The sequence below is a fragment of the Nitrospira sp. ND1 genome, assembly GCF_900170025.1.
Classification (GTDB): domain Bacteria; phylum Nitrospirota; class Nitrospiria; order Nitrospirales; family Nitrospiraceae; genus Nitrospira_A.
This window is the reverse complement of the sequence record NZ_FWEX01000005.1, coordinates 1-14,699: the sequence shown is the minus strand read 5'-3', so window position 1 is coordinate 14,699 and position 14,699 is coordinate 1. Positions and strand designations below refer to the sequence as shown.

16 protein-coding genes are annotated in these 14,699 nt (G+C 57.5%); 10 read left to right on the top strand and 6 right to left on the bottom strand.

Annotated elements, in window-relative coordinates; all coding sequences use genetic code 11:
- Positions 1-47: 47 nt before the first annotated feature.
- Entirely contained in the window at positions 48-839 is a 792-nt protein-coding gene (locus NSND_RS00330) for a dienelactone hydrolase family protein (protein WP_080877078.1), read from the bottom strand.
- Positions 840-992: 153 nt separating this feature from the next.
- Between NSND_RS00330 and NSND_RS00325 the strand changes: the two genes are divergently transcribed.
- A complete protein-coding gene (locus NSND_RS00325; protein WP_080877077.1) occupies positions 993-1,982 on the top strand; it encodes a Gfo/Idh/MocA family protein in 990 nt (329 codons plus the stop codon).
- Here the strand turns inward: NSND_RS00325 and NSND_RS00320 are convergent, their stop codons facing one another.
- Positions 1,983-2,219, bottom strand: a complete 237-nt coding sequence (locus tag NSND_RS00320) for an Lrp/AsnC family transcriptional regulator (RefSeq protein WP_080877076.1) — start codon at positions 2,217-2,219, stop codon at positions 1,983-1,985.
- A gap of 72 nt (positions 2,220-2,291) precedes the next feature.
- Positions 2,292-2,786, bottom strand: a complete 495-nt coding sequence (locus NSND_RS00315) for a hypothetical protein (RefSeq protein ID WP_080877075.1) — start codon at positions 2,784-2,786, stop codon at positions 2,292-2,294.
- Positions 2,787-3,159: 373 nt separating this feature from the next.
- On the opposite strand from NSND_RS00315, the gene NSND_RS00310 reads away from it, so the two are divergent.
- The 3 genes from NSND_RS00310 to NSND_RS00300 are packed head-to-tail and all read left to right on the top strand — an operon-like array spanning position 3,160 to position 5,383.
- The gene (locus tag NSND_RS00310; RefSeq protein ID WP_080877074.1) at positions 3,160-4,689 is read left to right on the top strand and encodes a YifB family Mg chelatase-like AAA ATPase; all 1,530 of its coding nucleotides are present in this window, start codon (positions 3,160-3,162) and stop codon (positions 4,687-4,689) included.
- A complete protein-coding gene (locus tag NSND_RS00305) occupies positions 4,686-4,916 on the top strand; it encodes a hypothetical protein (protein ID WP_080877073.1) in 231 nt (76 codons plus the stop codon). The genes NSND_RS00310 and NSND_RS00305 overlap by 4 nt, the downstream gene beginning before the upstream one ends.
- 41 nt (positions 4,917-4,957) lie before the next feature.
- On the top strand, positions 4,958-5,383 hold the full coding sequence (locus NSND_RS00300) for a hypothetical protein (RefSeq protein ID WP_080877072.1): 426 nt from the start codon (positions 4,958-4,960) through the stop codon (positions 5,381-5,383).
- Positions 5,384-5,427: 44 nt separating this feature from the next.
- Here the strand turns inward: NSND_RS00300 and clpB are convergent, their stop codons facing one another.
- Positions 5,428-8,022, bottom strand: coding sequence for an ATP-dependent chaperone ClpB (gene clpB, locus NSND_RS00295; RefSeq protein ID WP_080877071.1), 2,595 nt, complete (start codon positions 8,020-8,022; stop codon positions 5,428-5,430).
- A 229-nt stretch (positions 8,023-8,251) separates the two neighbouring features.
- Here clpB and NSND_RS00290 point away from each other — a divergent pair, with 229 nt between their 5' ends.
- The 4 genes from NSND_RS00290 (at position 8,252) to NSND_RS00275 (ending at position 12,883) form a co-directional block, all read left to right on the top strand.
- On the top strand, positions 8,252-9,070 hold the full coding sequence (locus NSND_RS00290) for a hypothetical protein (RefSeq protein WP_080877070.1): 819 nt from the start codon (positions 8,252-8,254) through the stop codon (positions 9,068-9,070).
- 146 nt (positions 9,071-9,216) lie between these two features.
- Positions 9,217-10,689, top strand: a complete 1,473-nt coding sequence (locus NSND_RS00285) for a sensor histidine kinase (protein WP_080877069.1) — start codon at positions 9,217-9,219, stop codon at positions 10,687-10,689.
- 17 nt (positions 10,690-10,706) lie between these two features.
- Positions 10,707-11,459 carry a hypothetical protein gene (locus NSND_RS00280; protein ID WP_143833333.1) on the top strand — a complete coding sequence of 251 codons (753 nt, stop codon included), beginning with the start codon at positions 10,707-10,709 and terminating at the stop codon, positions 11,457-11,459.
- An 8-nt stretch (positions 11,460-11,467) separates the two neighbouring features.
- Complete coding sequence (locus tag NSND_RS00275) at positions 11,468-12,883, top strand: sigma-54-dependent transcriptional regulator (RefSeq protein WP_080877067.1); 1,416 nt, start codon at positions 11,468-11,470, stop codon at positions 12,881-12,883.
- Here the strand turns inward: NSND_RS00275 and NSND_RS00270 are convergent.
- Both NSND_RS00270 and NSND_RS00265 read right to left on the bottom strand, forming a co-directional pair.
- Positions 12,880-13,221, bottom strand: coding sequence for a PilZ domain-containing protein (locus tag NSND_RS00270; protein ID WP_080877066.1), 342 nt, complete (start codon positions 13,219-13,221; stop codon positions 12,880-12,882). The two genes, NSND_RS00275 and NSND_RS00270, sit on opposite strands and share 4 nt — an antisense overlap.
- Positions 13,222-13,258: 37 nt before the next feature.
- Entirely contained in the window at positions 13,259-13,636 is a 378-nt protein-coding gene (locus NSND_RS00265; protein ID WP_080877065.1) for a PilZ domain-containing protein, read from the bottom strand.
- 179 nt (positions 13,637-13,815) lie between these two features.
- Here NSND_RS00265 and NSND_RS00260 point away from each other — a divergent pair, with 179 nt between their 5' ends.
- Positions 13,816-14,112 (top strand): transposase, encoded by a 297-nt coding sequence (locus tag NSND_RS00260; protein ID WP_159450544.1) that lies wholly within the window; start codon positions 13,816-13,818, stop codon positions 14,110-14,112.
- Positions 14,109-14,684 carry an IS3 family transposase gene (locus NSND_RS00255; protein ID WP_080877063.1) on the top strand — a complete coding sequence of 192 codons (576 nt, stop codon included), beginning with the start codon at positions 14,109-14,111 and terminating at the stop codon, positions 14,682-14,684. The genes NSND_RS00260 and NSND_RS00255 overlap by 4 nt, the downstream gene beginning before the upstream one ends.
- Positions 14,685-14,699: the final 15 nt, after the last annotated feature.

Genomic DNA, 14,699 nt, shown 5'->3' with positions numbered 1-14,699 from the left:
GCACTGCACGGCCCTCCATGACCGGCGGCCTTGCCCATCGGTGTCCGCTATGTTCCTTGAAAAGAGGTTTTGAGAAATGCGACGGTGGTATCCCAGGCCTGGGTTGCGGCCTCTGGTTGGTAGCCGGCCGGACGTGTCTCGTCACAGAAGGCGTGAGAGGCCCCCGGGTAGGTCTTGATCTCGATGCGCTTCCCTTGGCTCGCGGCGGCCCGGAGATGATCGACATCCTGCTGCGTCGCCCAGGTGTCCTGTTCGGCCTGGTGATAGAGCAACGGACTCATCATATTCGTCAGTTGGTCGGGAGCGGTGACCTTTCCATAGTATGCGACTGCGGCCCGCAGTCGCTTGCGCTGGCAGGCGAACCGGATCGCCAGAGACGCACCCATCCCGAACCCGACGACACCGTGGATATTGCGCTTGGTGTGTTCCGTGGTGTTGAGATATTCGCAGCAGGTATTGATGTCCTGGAGCAGGAGCTTTTCATTGCACTTGGCCATGAGTGCCTCTGCCACCTCGGCGTTGGCGGTGACCATGCCGCCCAGTCGTCCGTATAACTTGGGAATAATCACTCCGTAGCCTTCGCAGGCCAATCTGGCGCCAAGATCCGTAATCTGAGAATTCATGCCCCACCAGTCATGCAACAGCACAATGCCGGGGTAGGCGGTCTTGTCTTGCGGCCAGAACTGGATACATTCCACCTGCACGTCTTTGCTCACGCGCGTGCGGATATAGGGATCCACCATGGCATCCGTCGCGGTGGGAATGGCCATACCACTCGGGAAGCGAGCCGTACCGGTTCCGATCTGATCCAGTGAAAAGGGTGCTGCCTGAGTAGTCATGGGCGATGAGGTCCTTTCTCGATTGACGTCGGCTTCGGGCGAATTCCTCCGGTACTATAGGGAGCGTATTTGGGCGTTGTCAATCGAGGCGAGGGCTGAGTGGTCACGGCATATTGACCCGTTGCCGGGCGGTCGGTAGAGTGCGCGACAACGATGTCTCACGAACCGGGTTTACCTCTTGGAATCGGACTGATCGGCGTCGGCCATCATGGTAGCCGCTACGCCAAGCACCTTCTGCAGGACCTGCCTGAAGCACGTCTGGCGGCGGTCAGCCGCCGTCGGACCGCCGGGGGAAATGGTCTGGCGTTCGCGCCGGCGGTGCCCTGTTATCCCGACTATCATGAGTTGATCGCGGATCCTCGTGTGGCGGCCGTCGTCGTCGTGACTCCGCCGGAACTCAATCGGGAGATCTGCCTGGCTGTGGTACAGGCGCAGAAAGCATTGTTGGTTGAGAAGCCGCTGGCGATATCGGCAACGGACGCCCGTGCCATTGCGCAGGCCGCGCAGAGAAGCGGGCAGATCATGATGACTGCACACACGTTACGGTTTGATGCCGCCGTGGGTGTGCTGCGGGAGCAACAGGCACAGATCGGCACCCTCCAATATCTTAGCCTGGCCAGTCGAATGGAGCCTCATGGGATGAGTGAGGACGGGCGGGGATTCGGCGGACGCGGCTCTTTGCTCGAGACCGGTATTCATCTCTTGGACCTGGCTCGTGTCTTGACAGGAGACGAGATTCTAACGGTGTCCTGCGAGATGGATGTGGTGCCGCCGGATGGCGCAGAGCGTCGGATCGTGGGACGTCTGACCACTAGTGGCGGTCTGGTGTGCCTTGTGGATGTGTCGCGGGTGTCGTCAGGACGGGTCGGGCGAGTGGAGTTGATTGGAAGCGAAGGGCAGTTATCGGCGGACTGGTGCGGGCAGCGAGTGGCGCTGGTCTCTGCCAGGCATGGCGCCGGCAACTGGCCGAGCATTGCGGAGCCGACTGTGCTCGGGACGCTCCGCGCTTTTGTGAAATCTGTGCGCAACGGCTTGCCGCCTCCGGTGACGATCGAAGACGGCAAGCGTGCGGTTGAAATTGCCGAAGCCTGCTATGCTTCAGCCAAGCAGGGTGGACGGGTTGTGCCGGTCGAATACCTGTAGCTAGGTTTCCGCCACGATGTGAGTGTCGGTTTCCTCCACTCCCTCGATCGCATGAATCCGCGTAATCACGACATCCGAGAGCGCCCGTTCATCCGCCACATTGATAAAGACGAAAATGTCTGGTTGGCCGAAACAGGCGTGAATCTGCTCCACGCCGGCAATGCTCTTCAGGGCGCTGAGCACCGACTTGCCTTTGCCTGCCTTGACCTTGATGAGAATGTACGCTTTCGTTGCCATGATGCCTCCTCGGGCTACAAATCGTGAGAAAAAATGCGACCGCTATCGTCGGCGCTCGCTGCTAGGGGACGGTCATTCCGACTTTGTGCCGGGCATTTCCCGGCGCCGCTGGGCATAGACTTCCTGAAAGGTCTTGCCCTGTGTGGAGAATGCGGCGCGGCTCTGTTCATACAGTCGCGCAAGAATATCGAAGTCCGGCTTGCCGATATTGAATTCACGGAATCCATCACTCAGTCCCTGGGTGTTCCAGGCATTGTCCGTTTGACCGACCGCCATCACTGCGTCAAAAGTATCCGCCGACCAGCCGCTTCGACGAAAGGAGGTTTCGACTTCCTCGGCGCGAGGGCCAAGCTTGACGCGATGGGCGTCGGTAAAGAATTGCCGGATCGCGGGATGATGACTCTTTAAAAAAGCCGATTGAAACTGAATGACGGCCTTGATGATGCCATTGGCCTGAGGCGTACCTTCCGGTGGCAGAATGCCGGCGTCTTCAAACGTGGCGAGCAGGGCCATGACGGACCCGATATACACCGACGACGTTCGTGACGGCTGGGCGACCGGCTGCATCGTTGAGCCCGGTTTGTCGTTCCAGGGTTGGCTGAGAGCGATGGCAGGGAAAAGAAGCGCCAGTGACAGCGCGGTCGCGAGAAGGTGCGGTCGATGTGAGCGTCTGAATACCGTCCCCTGACTGGTTCCCGACGGCCCCATTATTCTAGATGGAGGGACTGCACTGCGCCGAGGGTGACATGCTGTGGGCATGCCGCATTATACAGAACAGCCGCAGGGCACGCTACAGCAGGGAGGAGGGCCAACAAGAGACGGGGAAGTGGCAATTGAATTCAGCGGGATCGACTGCCTATAATTCGGCCACTGAAGCCGGTTTGCAGCTGATTGCTTGTTGTGCACTTTTCGATCCGAACGACGGATACCCGGGGGGACTGTGCTGGCCAACGTTTTAAGTGCAGCGATTGTGGGCGTCGACGCGCATCTGGTTGACGTGGAAGTCGATATCTCTTCCGGTCTTCCTCAGTTCTCTATCGTCGGACTGCCCGATGCCACGGTGCGTGAGAGTCGTGACCGGGTTCGTGCCGCGCTCAAAAATAGCGGCTTTCACTTTCCTGTGAAAAAAGTCACGGTCAATCTGGCGCCCGCCAATATCAAGAAGGAAGGTGCCGGCCTGGACTTGGCCATTGCCCTGGGCATTCTGGCGGCAGAAGATCTCATTCCGCCTGAAGCGGTGAAGGATTTTGTGTTTGTAGGTGAACTCTCGCTGGACGGTCGCCTGAAGCCTATCCCCGGCGCGCTTTCGATCGGTGCCGTCTGTCGCCGTCGTCATCCGGTGCTGGTCTCTGCTGAGAACGCCGGGGAGGCGGCTCTAGTCGAGGGCACAGAAGTGTTCCCGATTCATACGTTGCCGCAGGCCGTGGAATTCTTGCGCGGCGCGTTGACTATCGCGAAGGTGTCGGTGTCGCAGGATGGTTCGGCCTCTTCCGGGCTTCCCGAAGATGAAGATTTTGCCGACGTGAAGGGGCAGGCGCATGCGAAACGGGCCATCGAGGTGGCTGCAGCCGGCGGACATAACCTGCTCATGATGGGACCCCCGGGCGCAGGCAAGACGATGCTGGCTCGTCGCCTGCCCGGAATCTTGCCTTTGTTGGCTCAGGAGGAGGCGCTGGAGACCAGTCGCATTCATAGCGTGGTCGGGCAATTGTCCAAAGAGCAGCCTCTTATGCGGCGGCGGCCGTTTCGGGCCCCACATCACAGTATTTCCGATGCCGGCCTGATCGGTGGCGGAACGATACCACGACCGGGAGAAGTCTCGTTGGCCCACAACGGGGTGCTGTTTCTGGATGAGGCCGGCGAGTTCGGGCGTGCGACGCTGGACGGCCTGAGGCAACCACTTGAAGATGGGCATGTGACCGTGACGCGCGCCAGTGGTTCCCTGCGATTTCCTGCCCGGTTCATGCTGGTGGCTGCAATGAACCCCTGTCCCTGTGGCTACTATGGAGATCGGACCAAGGACTGTGTCTGTAGTGCGGCGCAAGTGCGACGGTACCGGGGGCGCTTGTCCGGCCCGTTGCTGGATCGTCTTGATCTGCAGATCGAAGTGCCGGCTGTGCCGATTCGCGCGCTTGGCGACGACGTGGCCACGAGCGATTCTTCCGCTGTGATCCGCTCGAGGGTGATGGCTGCGCGGGCGCGCCAGGCGGAACGGTATCGTGGCGATGGGATTTACACCAATGCCCAATTGAAACCGCGCCACCTGAAGCAGTATTGTGCATTGGATATGCAGAGCCGTGAGCTGCTGGAGCAGGCCATGACCCGGTTAGGGCTTTCTGCCCGTGCCCATGGACGCATCCTTCGTGTGGCGCGTACTATTGCCGACCTGGCCGAGTCTGATAGTATCGGTCCCGCGCATCTGGCCGAAGCGATTCAGTACCGGAGTTTTGATCGACGAGTCGAGTTGTGAAGGAATCTCCTGTCATCCATACGGCGCGAGTCTTCGCCTGGTGGTTCATTGTCGGTGCGACCATGGCGTTGGCGGTGATTCTGCTGCAGGGCGGGATCCGCGAAGCGCTCCAGGCTCAAGGATCGGTGTGGGAGCTCAAGCTGGTCGAGTTGTTGACGACGATTCTGGGCGGAGGATTGTTAGGCGGCTGTATCGCGTTGATTTTGGACCGTATCAAGAAGGCATGACGGGCACCTCCCGGTGCCGTGCAGGATAAGGAGTCGCGGCGATGGATATTGAAGTCGGTTCCAATCTGTATCGGAATTCCAACGGCATCATCGATATCGAAGGGGTGCCGCAATTTGAAGTGGCCATCAAGGAACCGGCGCGGGCATTGCTCGTGAACTTCGCGCTGTTCGACGACGTGGGCCGCATGATGGCGAAAGTGGTCGATAGCAATCTGACCTTCAATGAGCGGCGCGCCTATCAGCTCGCCAAGAGTCCGACGAGTGTGTCGCTGAAGCACGAAGAGTCGGGGACGGTCGTCTTTACCTTGGAGTTAAAAGAGGGAAACCGGGTCGTGTTCAGCCGGGGTTCCTTCCACACGATCAAGGGGCATCGCCTGGACGTGTCGCAAACCGAATGGCGGATCGATAAGAAACGCTTCAGCGGCAAAGACACGGACACAAAGGGAGGGGCGGTGTTCATCGGATAGCGCCGTCCGAGTGTTCCGCCCCTCTACACTTGTGCGGTCGTCATCTATGACGCGATCGTCGGTACGATGGCAATGTGCCCGTCCTTCAGATCCACCACGGCCGTATCTCCATCCCGTAGCTCGCCTTTGATCAGCTGGCGCGCCATAGGGGTTTCGATTTCCTGCTGAATGAGCCGCTTCAGCGGCCTCGCCCCATACACGGGATCATATCCGCGCCGCCCGAGGTTCTGCAGCGCGTCCGGCGTCACCGTCAGGGTAATCCGCCGCTCCACCAGTCTGGCACGTAACCGCTCCAGCTGGATGTCCACGATCTTCGTCAGGTGTTCGTTCCCCAAGGCGTGGAAGACCACGATTTCATCGACCCGGTTTAAAAATTCAGGCCTGAAGTGTGCCCGTAGTTCGCCGGTCACTTGAGCTTTCATCGTTTCATAGGAGGCCCCGGCTTGTTGTGCTTCCAGGATGTGCTGGCTCCCGATGTTCGACGTCATGATCAGCACGGTGTTCTTAAAGTCCACGGTTCGGCCCTGGGAATCGGTCAGCCGCCCATCGTCGAGTACCTGTAAGAGGATATTGAAGACGTCATGGTGCGCCTTTTCGATTTCGTCGAATAGAATCAAGGAGAACGGATGTCGCCGCACGGCTTCGGTGAGCTGGCCGCCTTCTTCATAACCGACATAGCCGGGAGGGGCGCCGATCAGTCGCGCGACCGTATGCTTCTCCATATACTCTGACATGTCGATGCGGATGAGGTTCGACTCATCATCGAACAGCGTAACCGATAGCGCCCGCGCCAGTTCTGTTTTACCGACACCGGTGGGCCCGAGGAACAAAAACGATCCGATGGGGCGATTGGGATCCTTGATGCCGGAACGCGCCCGCAAGACGGCATCCGCGACTGCTGTGACAGCCTGCTCCTGCCCTACCACACGTCGGTGGAGGAGTTCGTCCAGCTTAAGGAGTTTTTCCATTTCGCCTTCGACCAGGCGGGTAACGGGAATGCCGGTCCACCGACTGACGACGGCGGCAATATCCTCCTCATCCACTTCCTCTTTGAGCAGGCGGCTTTCGTTTTGTTTCTTGCCGAGGTGTTGCTGTTCCAATTCAAGCTCCCGTTCGAGCCGTGGCAACTCGCCGTAGCGCAGCTCAGCGACCTTATTCAGGTCGTACGCTCGTTCGAACTGCTCGATTTTTTGTTTCACTTCTTCGATCTGCTGACGGATTTTTCTGAGCTTACTGACCGAGTTTTTCTCGGACTCCCAGCGCGTCTTGAGCGCCTGGAGATCGCGGTTTTTCTCGGTCAGTTCTTTTTCAATCGATTGCAGCCGTGCCTTGCTGCCCGCATCCGTTTCCTTTTTCAGCGCTTCCCGTTCGATCTCAAGCTGAAGCACCTTGCGCGAGACTTCGTCCAACTCGGCCGGCAAGCTGTCGATCTCCGTTCGAAGGCGTGCGGCAGACTCGTCGACCAGGTCGATGGCCTTATCAGGCAGGAACCGGTCACCGATATAGCGGTTCGATAATTTGGCTGCTGCAACCAGCGCCGCGTCTTTGATCCGCACCCCGTGGTGCACTTCGTAGCGTTCTTTCAAGCCGCGGAGGATTGAAATGGTATCTTCGACGGTCGGTTGATCCACGAGGACCGTTTGAAAGCGGCGTTCCAACGCGGCGTCTTTCTCGATGTGTTTACGATACTCGTCGAGGGTGGTGGCGCCAATAAGGTGCATCTCGCCTCTGGCCAGCATAGGCTTGAGTAGATTCGCGGCATCCATGGCACCTTCCGCAGCGCCGGCTCCCACCACCGTGTGGAGTTCGTCGATGAACAGCAAGACTTGCCCCTGCGCCGACTGAATTTCCTTGAGGACGGCTTTTAATCGTTCTTCGAACTCGCCGCGAAACTTGGCCCCGGCGACGAGCGCACCCATATCGAGGACGACCACGCGTTTTTGCTTGAGCCCCTCCGGTACGTCGCCTTTGACGATGCGTTGTGCAAGTCCCTCCACGATGGCCGTTTTGCCGACACCCGGCTCACCGATGAGGACGGGATTGTTCTTGGTGCGACGTGAGAGAATCTGGATGGTCCGCCGGATTTCGTCATCTCGGCCGATGACCGGATCCAGCTTGCCTTGCCCGGCGAGTTTCGTGAGGTCTCGCCCGTATTTTTCGAGCGCCTGGTACGTGCCTTCCGGGTCCTGGCTGGTGACTCGTTGATTTCCTCGTACCTGCTGCAAGGCCGTCAGCAGGCGTTCGTGTGTGAGATTGAGCCGGCGAAAGATTCCACCTTCTTCCACCATTGCCAGGATAATGTGCTCAACACTCACGAACTCGTCACGGAGTTCCTTCATCCGGTCTTCAGCTTTAGTCAAGAGCGAGCTCAGGCGGGGAGTGAGATGAATCTGCCCGGGAGCCGCGCCGGGGCCATGCACTTGAGCCACCTTGGTCAAGGCCTGCTCTGCTGCTTGGCGAACGGCGGCAGGAGACACCCCGGCTTGTTCAAACAAGGATCCCGCAATCCCTCCTTCTTGCTCCATCAGGACAAGGAGCAGGTGTTCGACATCAATGCCCTGGTGCCCCCTGCGCATGGCGAGGGCTGATGCGCTTTGCAAGGCCTCTTGTAGCTTGATGGTCATCCTGTTCATATCCATGTGGCTCACTCCTGGGTGGGTGTATCTAGTGAAAGAACATAATCATATCGACGCGCAAGTCAATAGCGCGTGGCGGGCTGTATCCCGCGACGCTTCCAGATCCAAGGGCAGTGCTGATCGACTTGACCTGTCGGGTGTATCCGGCTTATTGTCCGCCTCCGATAGATGGAACAGGGTTCTCCAGGCGGAGGCATTCTGAGATGAACATCTACCTCCTTTCGATTGATCCATGCTGACTGTCGTGACCTCTACCCTGCATCTCTATCGGGAGGCCCTGCACGCCACCAGTCGTTCCCTGGTCCGTGGATGGCTGGCGATACCCGCCGTGATTGTATTTACGCTGCTCATGTTATTGGCTCACCAGATCGCCCGCCCCCTGGGGATGCTGGGCGGGTTTCTGCTGGGTGCGGTCAATGCCTGCTTGATCGGGGCTATCCTCAGCTTGATCGAGCAGGCGATTAAGGGTATGCGGGCCATTACCCTCGGCGACGTGATCGAGAGTATGGGGCACTATTTCTGGGACGTGATAAGCGTCGGGTTCGTGTTGTGGATTCCCACCTTGCTGCTGGATACGAGCCTGCGCGCGAACCCTGACAGCCAGTTTCTAGTCACGGCCTGCTTGCTGCTCGTGTTTATCCTTCTGAATCCAGCCCCGGAAGTCATTTATCTCACCCGGCACGATTCGCCCCTTGATGTTTTGAAGCGGAGTTACGATTTCGTGCTCGATAACTGGATCGAATGGTTCCTGCCCATGGCCTTGGTACTGGCGCCTCTTGGACTCTCCCTCTTTTTTAAACTATCCAGTCAGCTGGGGCGGGGGGCCGGGTTGGATTTCATTCAACTGGTGTTTGTGCCGTTTACCGTGCTCAGCGCCTGGCTGACAGATTTCGGGATTTCAGCGGAACTGACCGGCATGATCGCGCTGCTGCTGACCCCACCGCTCATGGTCGGCATGCTGATCTTTCGCGGCCACCTGTTTGTTGCCCTATCCGCAACCTCCAGACGACAACGTTTGTATCAATCGCAGTTCCACGACTCCGCCCGATAGGAGGCGTACCAGCCATCCAGAATCCATCCCTGTGCGTTGCACAATATGGAGAACTTGTTGAGGGTGTGCACGAAGTGGTGTATGGCTTAACCTGCACTGCCGATTGCTCTGGTTCTCGTGCGGTTCACCGGGGAGGATGCGCCGTCGTGCGCCTCTCGATTTTCTGGCGACTGATTCTGACGTATGTGGTCATCATCGCGGTGATGACAGCCGTCAACATTTATGCTTTGTTGCAAATTCGAACATTGGCCGGCCTCAATACCGAGGTCGGCTCCCATCATCATCCTGAAATTGAGTCGGCCAAACGGCTGCTGAGCTCGTTTTACGAGCAAGTTCAGAGCGAGAAAAAGTATGTGGCTGTGCCGGCCGCCACGTTTCTCGAGCACTTCGACGCCGAAAGCAAAGATTTTCAACTGGTCTTGCAAGGCTTGCTCATGCGGGACACCTCCGAGCCGGAGATCCGGTTGGTGAGGGAAGTCGAGCGGATCCAGCAGGCGCATTTGGCTCTTTTTCACACCCAACTTGCTGAGGGCGTTGGGCGACCCGCGGAATCGAGCGCAGCCTATGATGAACGGAGAGACGCTCTGGCCGGGAAGATGGCGTCGACTCTACAGCAGTACATCGGGCTCCATGAGGCGCGTATCGCAGTGGGGGTGAATGAGTCGCATGCGAGCTCAGTTCATGCAGAAGCGGTCACACGGCAGTTGGTGTTGGTGGCATTGATGTTCGGGCTCGGTATGGCTGCGGTGGCAAGTTACAATATCCTGCGACCGTTGCGCCGACTGCAGTCGACGATTCAGGAAATGGGGCAGGGGAATTTCCGGGCGACAATGGATGGTCAGGCACCCCGTGAACTTCGAGAATTGGGTGATACGGTGAAGTGGATGGGGGCCAGGCTGCAGCAACTCGACGATATCAAGAGCGAGTTTCTTGCCCATGTGTCCCATGAACTGCGTACGCCGATGGCTTCGATTCAGGAGGGGACCCATCTTCTCTTGGATGAAATTCCCGGCCCGCTGACGCAGGACCAGCGGACGACATTGCGGATCATGTCCGACAGTAGCCGACGGTTGATGTACCTCATTTCGACCATTCTCGACTTGTCGAAAATGGAGTCCGGCATGATGGAGTACCGGTTTGCTCCGACCGACCTGAGGCGGGTCGCTGACATCTCAGTCAATAAAATCAGGTTGTTGGCGGATGCGAAACAAGTGCGACTCCTGGTCGAAGCTCCGGTCGAACGCCATTGGGTGAGGGCTGATAGCGCTCGTATCGAACAAGTGCTGGACAATCTGCTCTCGAATGCGTTGAAGTACAGCCCGGAGGGGGCGGCCGTGAAGTTGCACATGGAGCCGCGGCGTGATGAAGGGTTGCTGTTCGTCGATGTGACAGACTGTGGGCCGGGTATACCGACGGAGGAAGTTCCGCATATTTTCGAGCGCTTTTATCAGGGCCGCACCAAGACACGACATGTCTCGGTCGGCAGTGGATTGGGGCTTGCGCTGGCCAAAAAGGTAGTGGAAGCCCATGGTGGGCGTATCTGGGTCGAAAGTAAAGTCGGAAAAGGAACGACTGTGCGGTTCATTTTGTGTCTGACAAAACCGGGGATACTGGCATAGTGTGGCATCTGCGAAACATGGCAGTACTGCTAGGACTCGGCCTCTTGTCAGCCTGCAGCACTGTGTCTCCGCCCCCCGGCCAGACACCCTATTTTTATGGTGATGGCAGCGACGGAAAGGCGTTGCAGGCCATTATACGTAAAGAAATCCAGTTAGTGCCAAAATGCGCTAGTAAGAATACCTGCGATCATGTATTCTTCACGCGTGCCTTGGCGTCTCTGTATGAAAGTCGGGAGTCAGCAAGCCAGTATTTTGAGAAAGTTATTGCTGTCGCGCCGAAGAGTCAGCTGGCAGCGTCGAGTCGCCTCTGGCTGCAATTGTTGCAGTCAGAAGAAGTGCCTGCCGATCAGTCCTGGATGCGTTCCGTCTGGAATGCTCCGGCTACTGCACATACACAGAGGCTTTTGGCCCAGGCAATTGAGCGGACCGTACACGACTTGCTTGATCGCGAACTCACAATTCAGCAATTACGGGCGCTGCAGGATAGTGAGGCTCAGTCGCTCGAGGCGTTGCAACGGGAACTTCAAGACCAGGAGCGGAAGGCGGAATTGTTCAATTCCAGAAGAGAACACCCGCGGATGTCGGTCGAGCCGGCTACGCTCCAAAGCTTGCAACGACAAGTCAGTGATCGAGATAGAAAAATTGAGGAGCTCACGAGTCAGTTAGAAGCCCTCAAGCGCATTGATCAGGAAATGAGGGGAAAGACCCGCCCGATCAAACCTCCGTCGAATGTTTTTTCACCTCAACAGCCGGAGTCCTCCAAACCCTAGGGGCCGTCATGGAGCAGGAACGCATTCTCGTTGTAGATGATGACGAAGGATTGTTGCATCTGTTGAGGATGCGGCTGTCGGCGCTTGGGTTTTCTGTGACGCCGTGCACCGGTGGTCGCGATGCGCTCACGGCTGCTCGGCAGGAAACGTTTGACATCGCTATTACTGACTTGAGGTTGCGAGCTGAAGATGGGTTGGCCTTGACCGAAGAACTCATGCAGATCCAGCCGGGCCTGCCGGTCATCATTCTTACGGCTCATGGGAGCATTCCCAATGCCGTCGAGGCGATGCAACGCGGGGCTTTCGGCTACCTGACGAAGCCGTTCGATGATAAAGAACTAAAGGCGACCCTCGACAAGGCGCTGATTCAGTTACGAATGACGCGTGAGATTCAGCGCCTAAAATCTTTAGTCAAGGAGCTATACGGACTGGAGAACGTGATTGCCAGAAGTCCCGCAATGCAACGATTGTTCCAGCAAGTTGCGCAGATTGCAGATTCAGATGCGACCGTTCTGTTGACCGGAGAGACCGGAACTGGGAAAGAAGTGCTCGCGCGCGTACTTCATGCCAATAGTCGTCGTTCCAAAGGGCCATTTGTAGCCTTAAATTGTGCGGCAATCAGCGAGACCCTCTTTGAAAGTGAATTATTCGGACATATTCGCGGCGCCTTCACCAATGCAGTCGCGGCCAAGCGAGGTCTCTTCCAAAGTGCGAATGGGGGCACTCTCTTTCTCGACGAGATTGCTGAAATGTCCTTACCCATGCAAGTGAAACTTCTACGTGCGGTACAGGAGCGAGAAGTGCGGGAGGTGGGGGCGGACTACGCAACCAAGGTAGACGTGCGCATCATTACAGCCACGAACAAGGACCTGACAGAAAGCGTAAAAGCCGGAACCTTCCGTCATGACCTCTACTACCGAGTATCCGTAGTCCCTCTAGCTATCCCCCCGCTGCGGGAGCGGAAAGACGATATTCCGCTTCTTGCGCAGCATTTTTTGAAGCAGAGCGCTAAACGTTCGAATAAGGATGTTCGTGGCTTTACTCCTGCAGCCATGCATCGACTCATGGTGTATCCATGGCCTGGCAATGTGCGAGAGCTCGAAAATGCTGTCGAAAAGGCTGTCGTAATGTCCCGGCAAGATATGGTATTGCCAGAGTTACTCCCTACGGCTGGTGTGGCGTCAGATATCGGCTTGAAGCCACTAACCGAGGCGAAGGAAGAGTTTGAACGCTCCTATTTGCGTAATGTGCTGCAAATGACGGGCGGGAATATTTCGCGGGCTGCACAATTCGCCGGGAGATATCGGGCGGATTTCTACAAGATGCTGAAGAAGTATGGGTTGCATCCCTCCATGTTGAAGGAACGCGCAGATCTTGATCTTACTGATCTGGAAGAAGCGACGGAAGAGGTGAAGGATGTCTAGTGCTCGACAGGAGGAAGTATGCACAGGTGGTGTCCCATAAGACGCTCTAGTTTAATGGCCGCCGACCGACGGATTTTCTTGATACGGACTCCAAAGTCCTCTCCGCTGACCCACTGAACAACAGCCTGCTCGATTTCCAACGGCATTTTCTCCTCAGGCAGCTCCATTCGCAGGGTGAGTAGCATGCCGATCTTGACTTGATGGTCTCCTTGGATACGCCATCCTCCCGATGACATATCCCAGACGGTGCCTTTCCCCAGAAAATCTTCCGAGAGATAGTATCCCGTTCCGCAAATCATGGCTCTCTGGTAAGTACGGAGTTTGAAGTGTTTCGGCATGGCAAGTACTTCCCTGGGGATCAATCTGCGGAAACAGCTACGACTGTTTCTCATTCCACGCTGTTCCAGCAAGGACACCCCTATCGCTCAATGTCGATGAAGCATCGCATCTGGAACTCCGCCGCACGAATTGTTCAAGTCGATGTTGTTCAGATTGGGATGTGCGGATGAACTCGATGCCAACCTTCGAGCCTTCGGCCCATCTGATGGCGGCAAGTGCGACATGTAGCGGAGCCTGGTGGTCCGGCAGAAATAACCGAAGTTGGATATATTCACCGGCGGACATCTTTTTCGAGCTTTCCATGAGGCATCCTGGGAGGGAGAGGTCGAGAATCCGCCCTTCGGAAACAACGTTTTCCCCGGCAAACATGGCGGAACAATCTACTGATACTCGCTGGCTATATCGATTTTTCATCGCGCCTCCTTTGTCTCTCACTGGGACCAGCACGGGTGAGTTGAGTCGCTCTTGTTCTCAACTATATGCTGAGGTTGGTGAGAGGCCTAGTCCTCAGAATCGGTAACTCTTTAGAGTGACCTTCCCCCGATTTCACAAACACTTCCATACGTGGGAGAATGAGAAAATCGGAGGACAGGATGAGCACGAAGACACGACGGTCGTATACGGAGACGTTCAAGGAAGAAGCCGTGCGGTTAGTCCGGGAGTCAGGGCATCCCGTCGCCCAGGTGGCGCGGGATCTGGGGATTGCCGATCATCTCCTCTACCGATGGCGAGCGGAGCAGCAGCAGGCAGAGGAGCGTGGACAGACCCGGCAATCTCTCCGGGCCGAACAGGCGGAACTGATCCAGCTCCGGCGTGAAAATGCCGTGCTGAAGCAGGAGCGGGATTTTTTAAAGCGTGCGGCGGCGTTCTTCGCGAAGGAGTCGCGATGAGATACCGAGTCATTCAGGAACACGACCGTCGCTATCCGATCCGCCTCATGTGCCGAGCACTGGCGGTTTCCCCTGCGGGGTATTATGCGTGGCGCGGACGTCCCGAGAGTCGGCGGGCGGCCGCCAATCGGACGCTCCTGGTCACCATCCGCGTGCTCCATCAGGACAGTCGCCAGACCTACGGCAGTCCGAGCATCTGGCGGGCGCTCCGCAAGCAGGGCCACCAGGTGGGAGAGCATCGCGTGGCGCGGCTGATGCGCCACGATGGCCTCCGGGCCAAGACCGTGAAGAAGTGGCGGGCCACGACGTACTCGTCGCACGGCTTGCCCGTGGCGGCAAACACGCTTGACCGTCAGTTCAGAGTGCCACAGCCCAACCGAGTCTGGGCCGGCGATATCACCTACGTCTGGACGCTGGAGGGCTGGCTGTATCTGGCCGTGCTGCTGGATCTGTACTCGCGTGTCAAGGGTCACCCAAATGTCCTCAGTTCGGGGCATCGAAAATTCCCCACCCGGATTACGTCGTCGTCGCGTCGTCCATTCGCACGAGCCCCGCTTTCAGCTTCTCCTTGAGCCGGTAGGAGCTCT

Excerpts from the sequence above, each read along its gene's own strand:
- NSND_RS00330 (WP_080877078.1), bottom strand. The coding sequence starts at position 839 with ATGACTACTCAGGCAGCACCCTTTTCACTGGATCAGATCGGAACCGGT.
- NSND_RS00255 (WP_080877063.1), top strand. The coding sequence starts at position 14,109 with ATGAGATACCGAGTCATTCAGGAACACGACCGTCGCTATCCGATCCGC.
- NSND_RS00275 (WP_080877067.1), top strand. The coding sequence starts at position 11,468 with ATGGAGCAGGAACGCATTCTCGTTGTAGATGATGACGAAGGATTGTTG.
- NSND_RS00300 (WP_080877072.1), top strand. The coding sequence starts at position 4,958 with ATGGATATTGAAGTCGGTTCCAATCTGTATCGGAATTCCAACGGCATC.
- NSND_RS00315 (WP_080877075.1), bottom strand. The coding sequence starts at position 2,786 with ATGCAGCCGGTCGCCCAGCCGTCACGAACGTCGTCGGTGTATATCGGG.
- NSND_RS00290 (WP_080877070.1), top strand. The coding sequence starts at position 8,252 with ATGCTGACTGTCGTGACCTCTACCCTGCATCTCTATCGGGAGGCCCTG.
- clpB (WP_080877071.1), bottom strand. The coding sequence starts at position 8,022 with ATGGATATGAACAGGATGACCATCAAGCTACAAGAGGCCTTGCAAAGC.
- NSND_RS00325 (WP_080877077.1), top strand. The coding sequence starts at position 993 with ATGTCTCACGAACCGGGTTTACCTCTTGGAATCGGACTGATCGGCGTC.
- NSND_RS00280 (WP_143833333.1), top strand. The coding sequence starts at position 10,707 with ATGGCAGTACTGCTAGGACTCGGCCTCTTGTCAGCCTGCAGCACTGTG.
- NSND_RS00270 (WP_080877066.1), bottom strand. The coding sequence starts at position 13,221 with ATGCCGAAACACTTCAAACTCCGTACTTACCAGAGAGCCATGATTTGC.
- NSND_RS00260 (WP_159450544.1), top strand. The coding sequence starts at position 13,816 with ATGAGCACGAAGACACGACGGTCGTATACGGAGACGTTCAAGGAAGAA.
- NSND_RS00265 (WP_080877065.1), bottom strand. The coding sequence starts at position 13,636 with ATGAAAAATCGATATAGCCAGCGAGTATCAGTAGATTGTTCCGCCATG.
- NSND_RS00320 (WP_080877076.1), bottom strand. The coding sequence starts at position 2,219 with ATGGCAACGAAAGCGTACATTCTCATCAAGGTCAAGGCAGGCAAAGGC.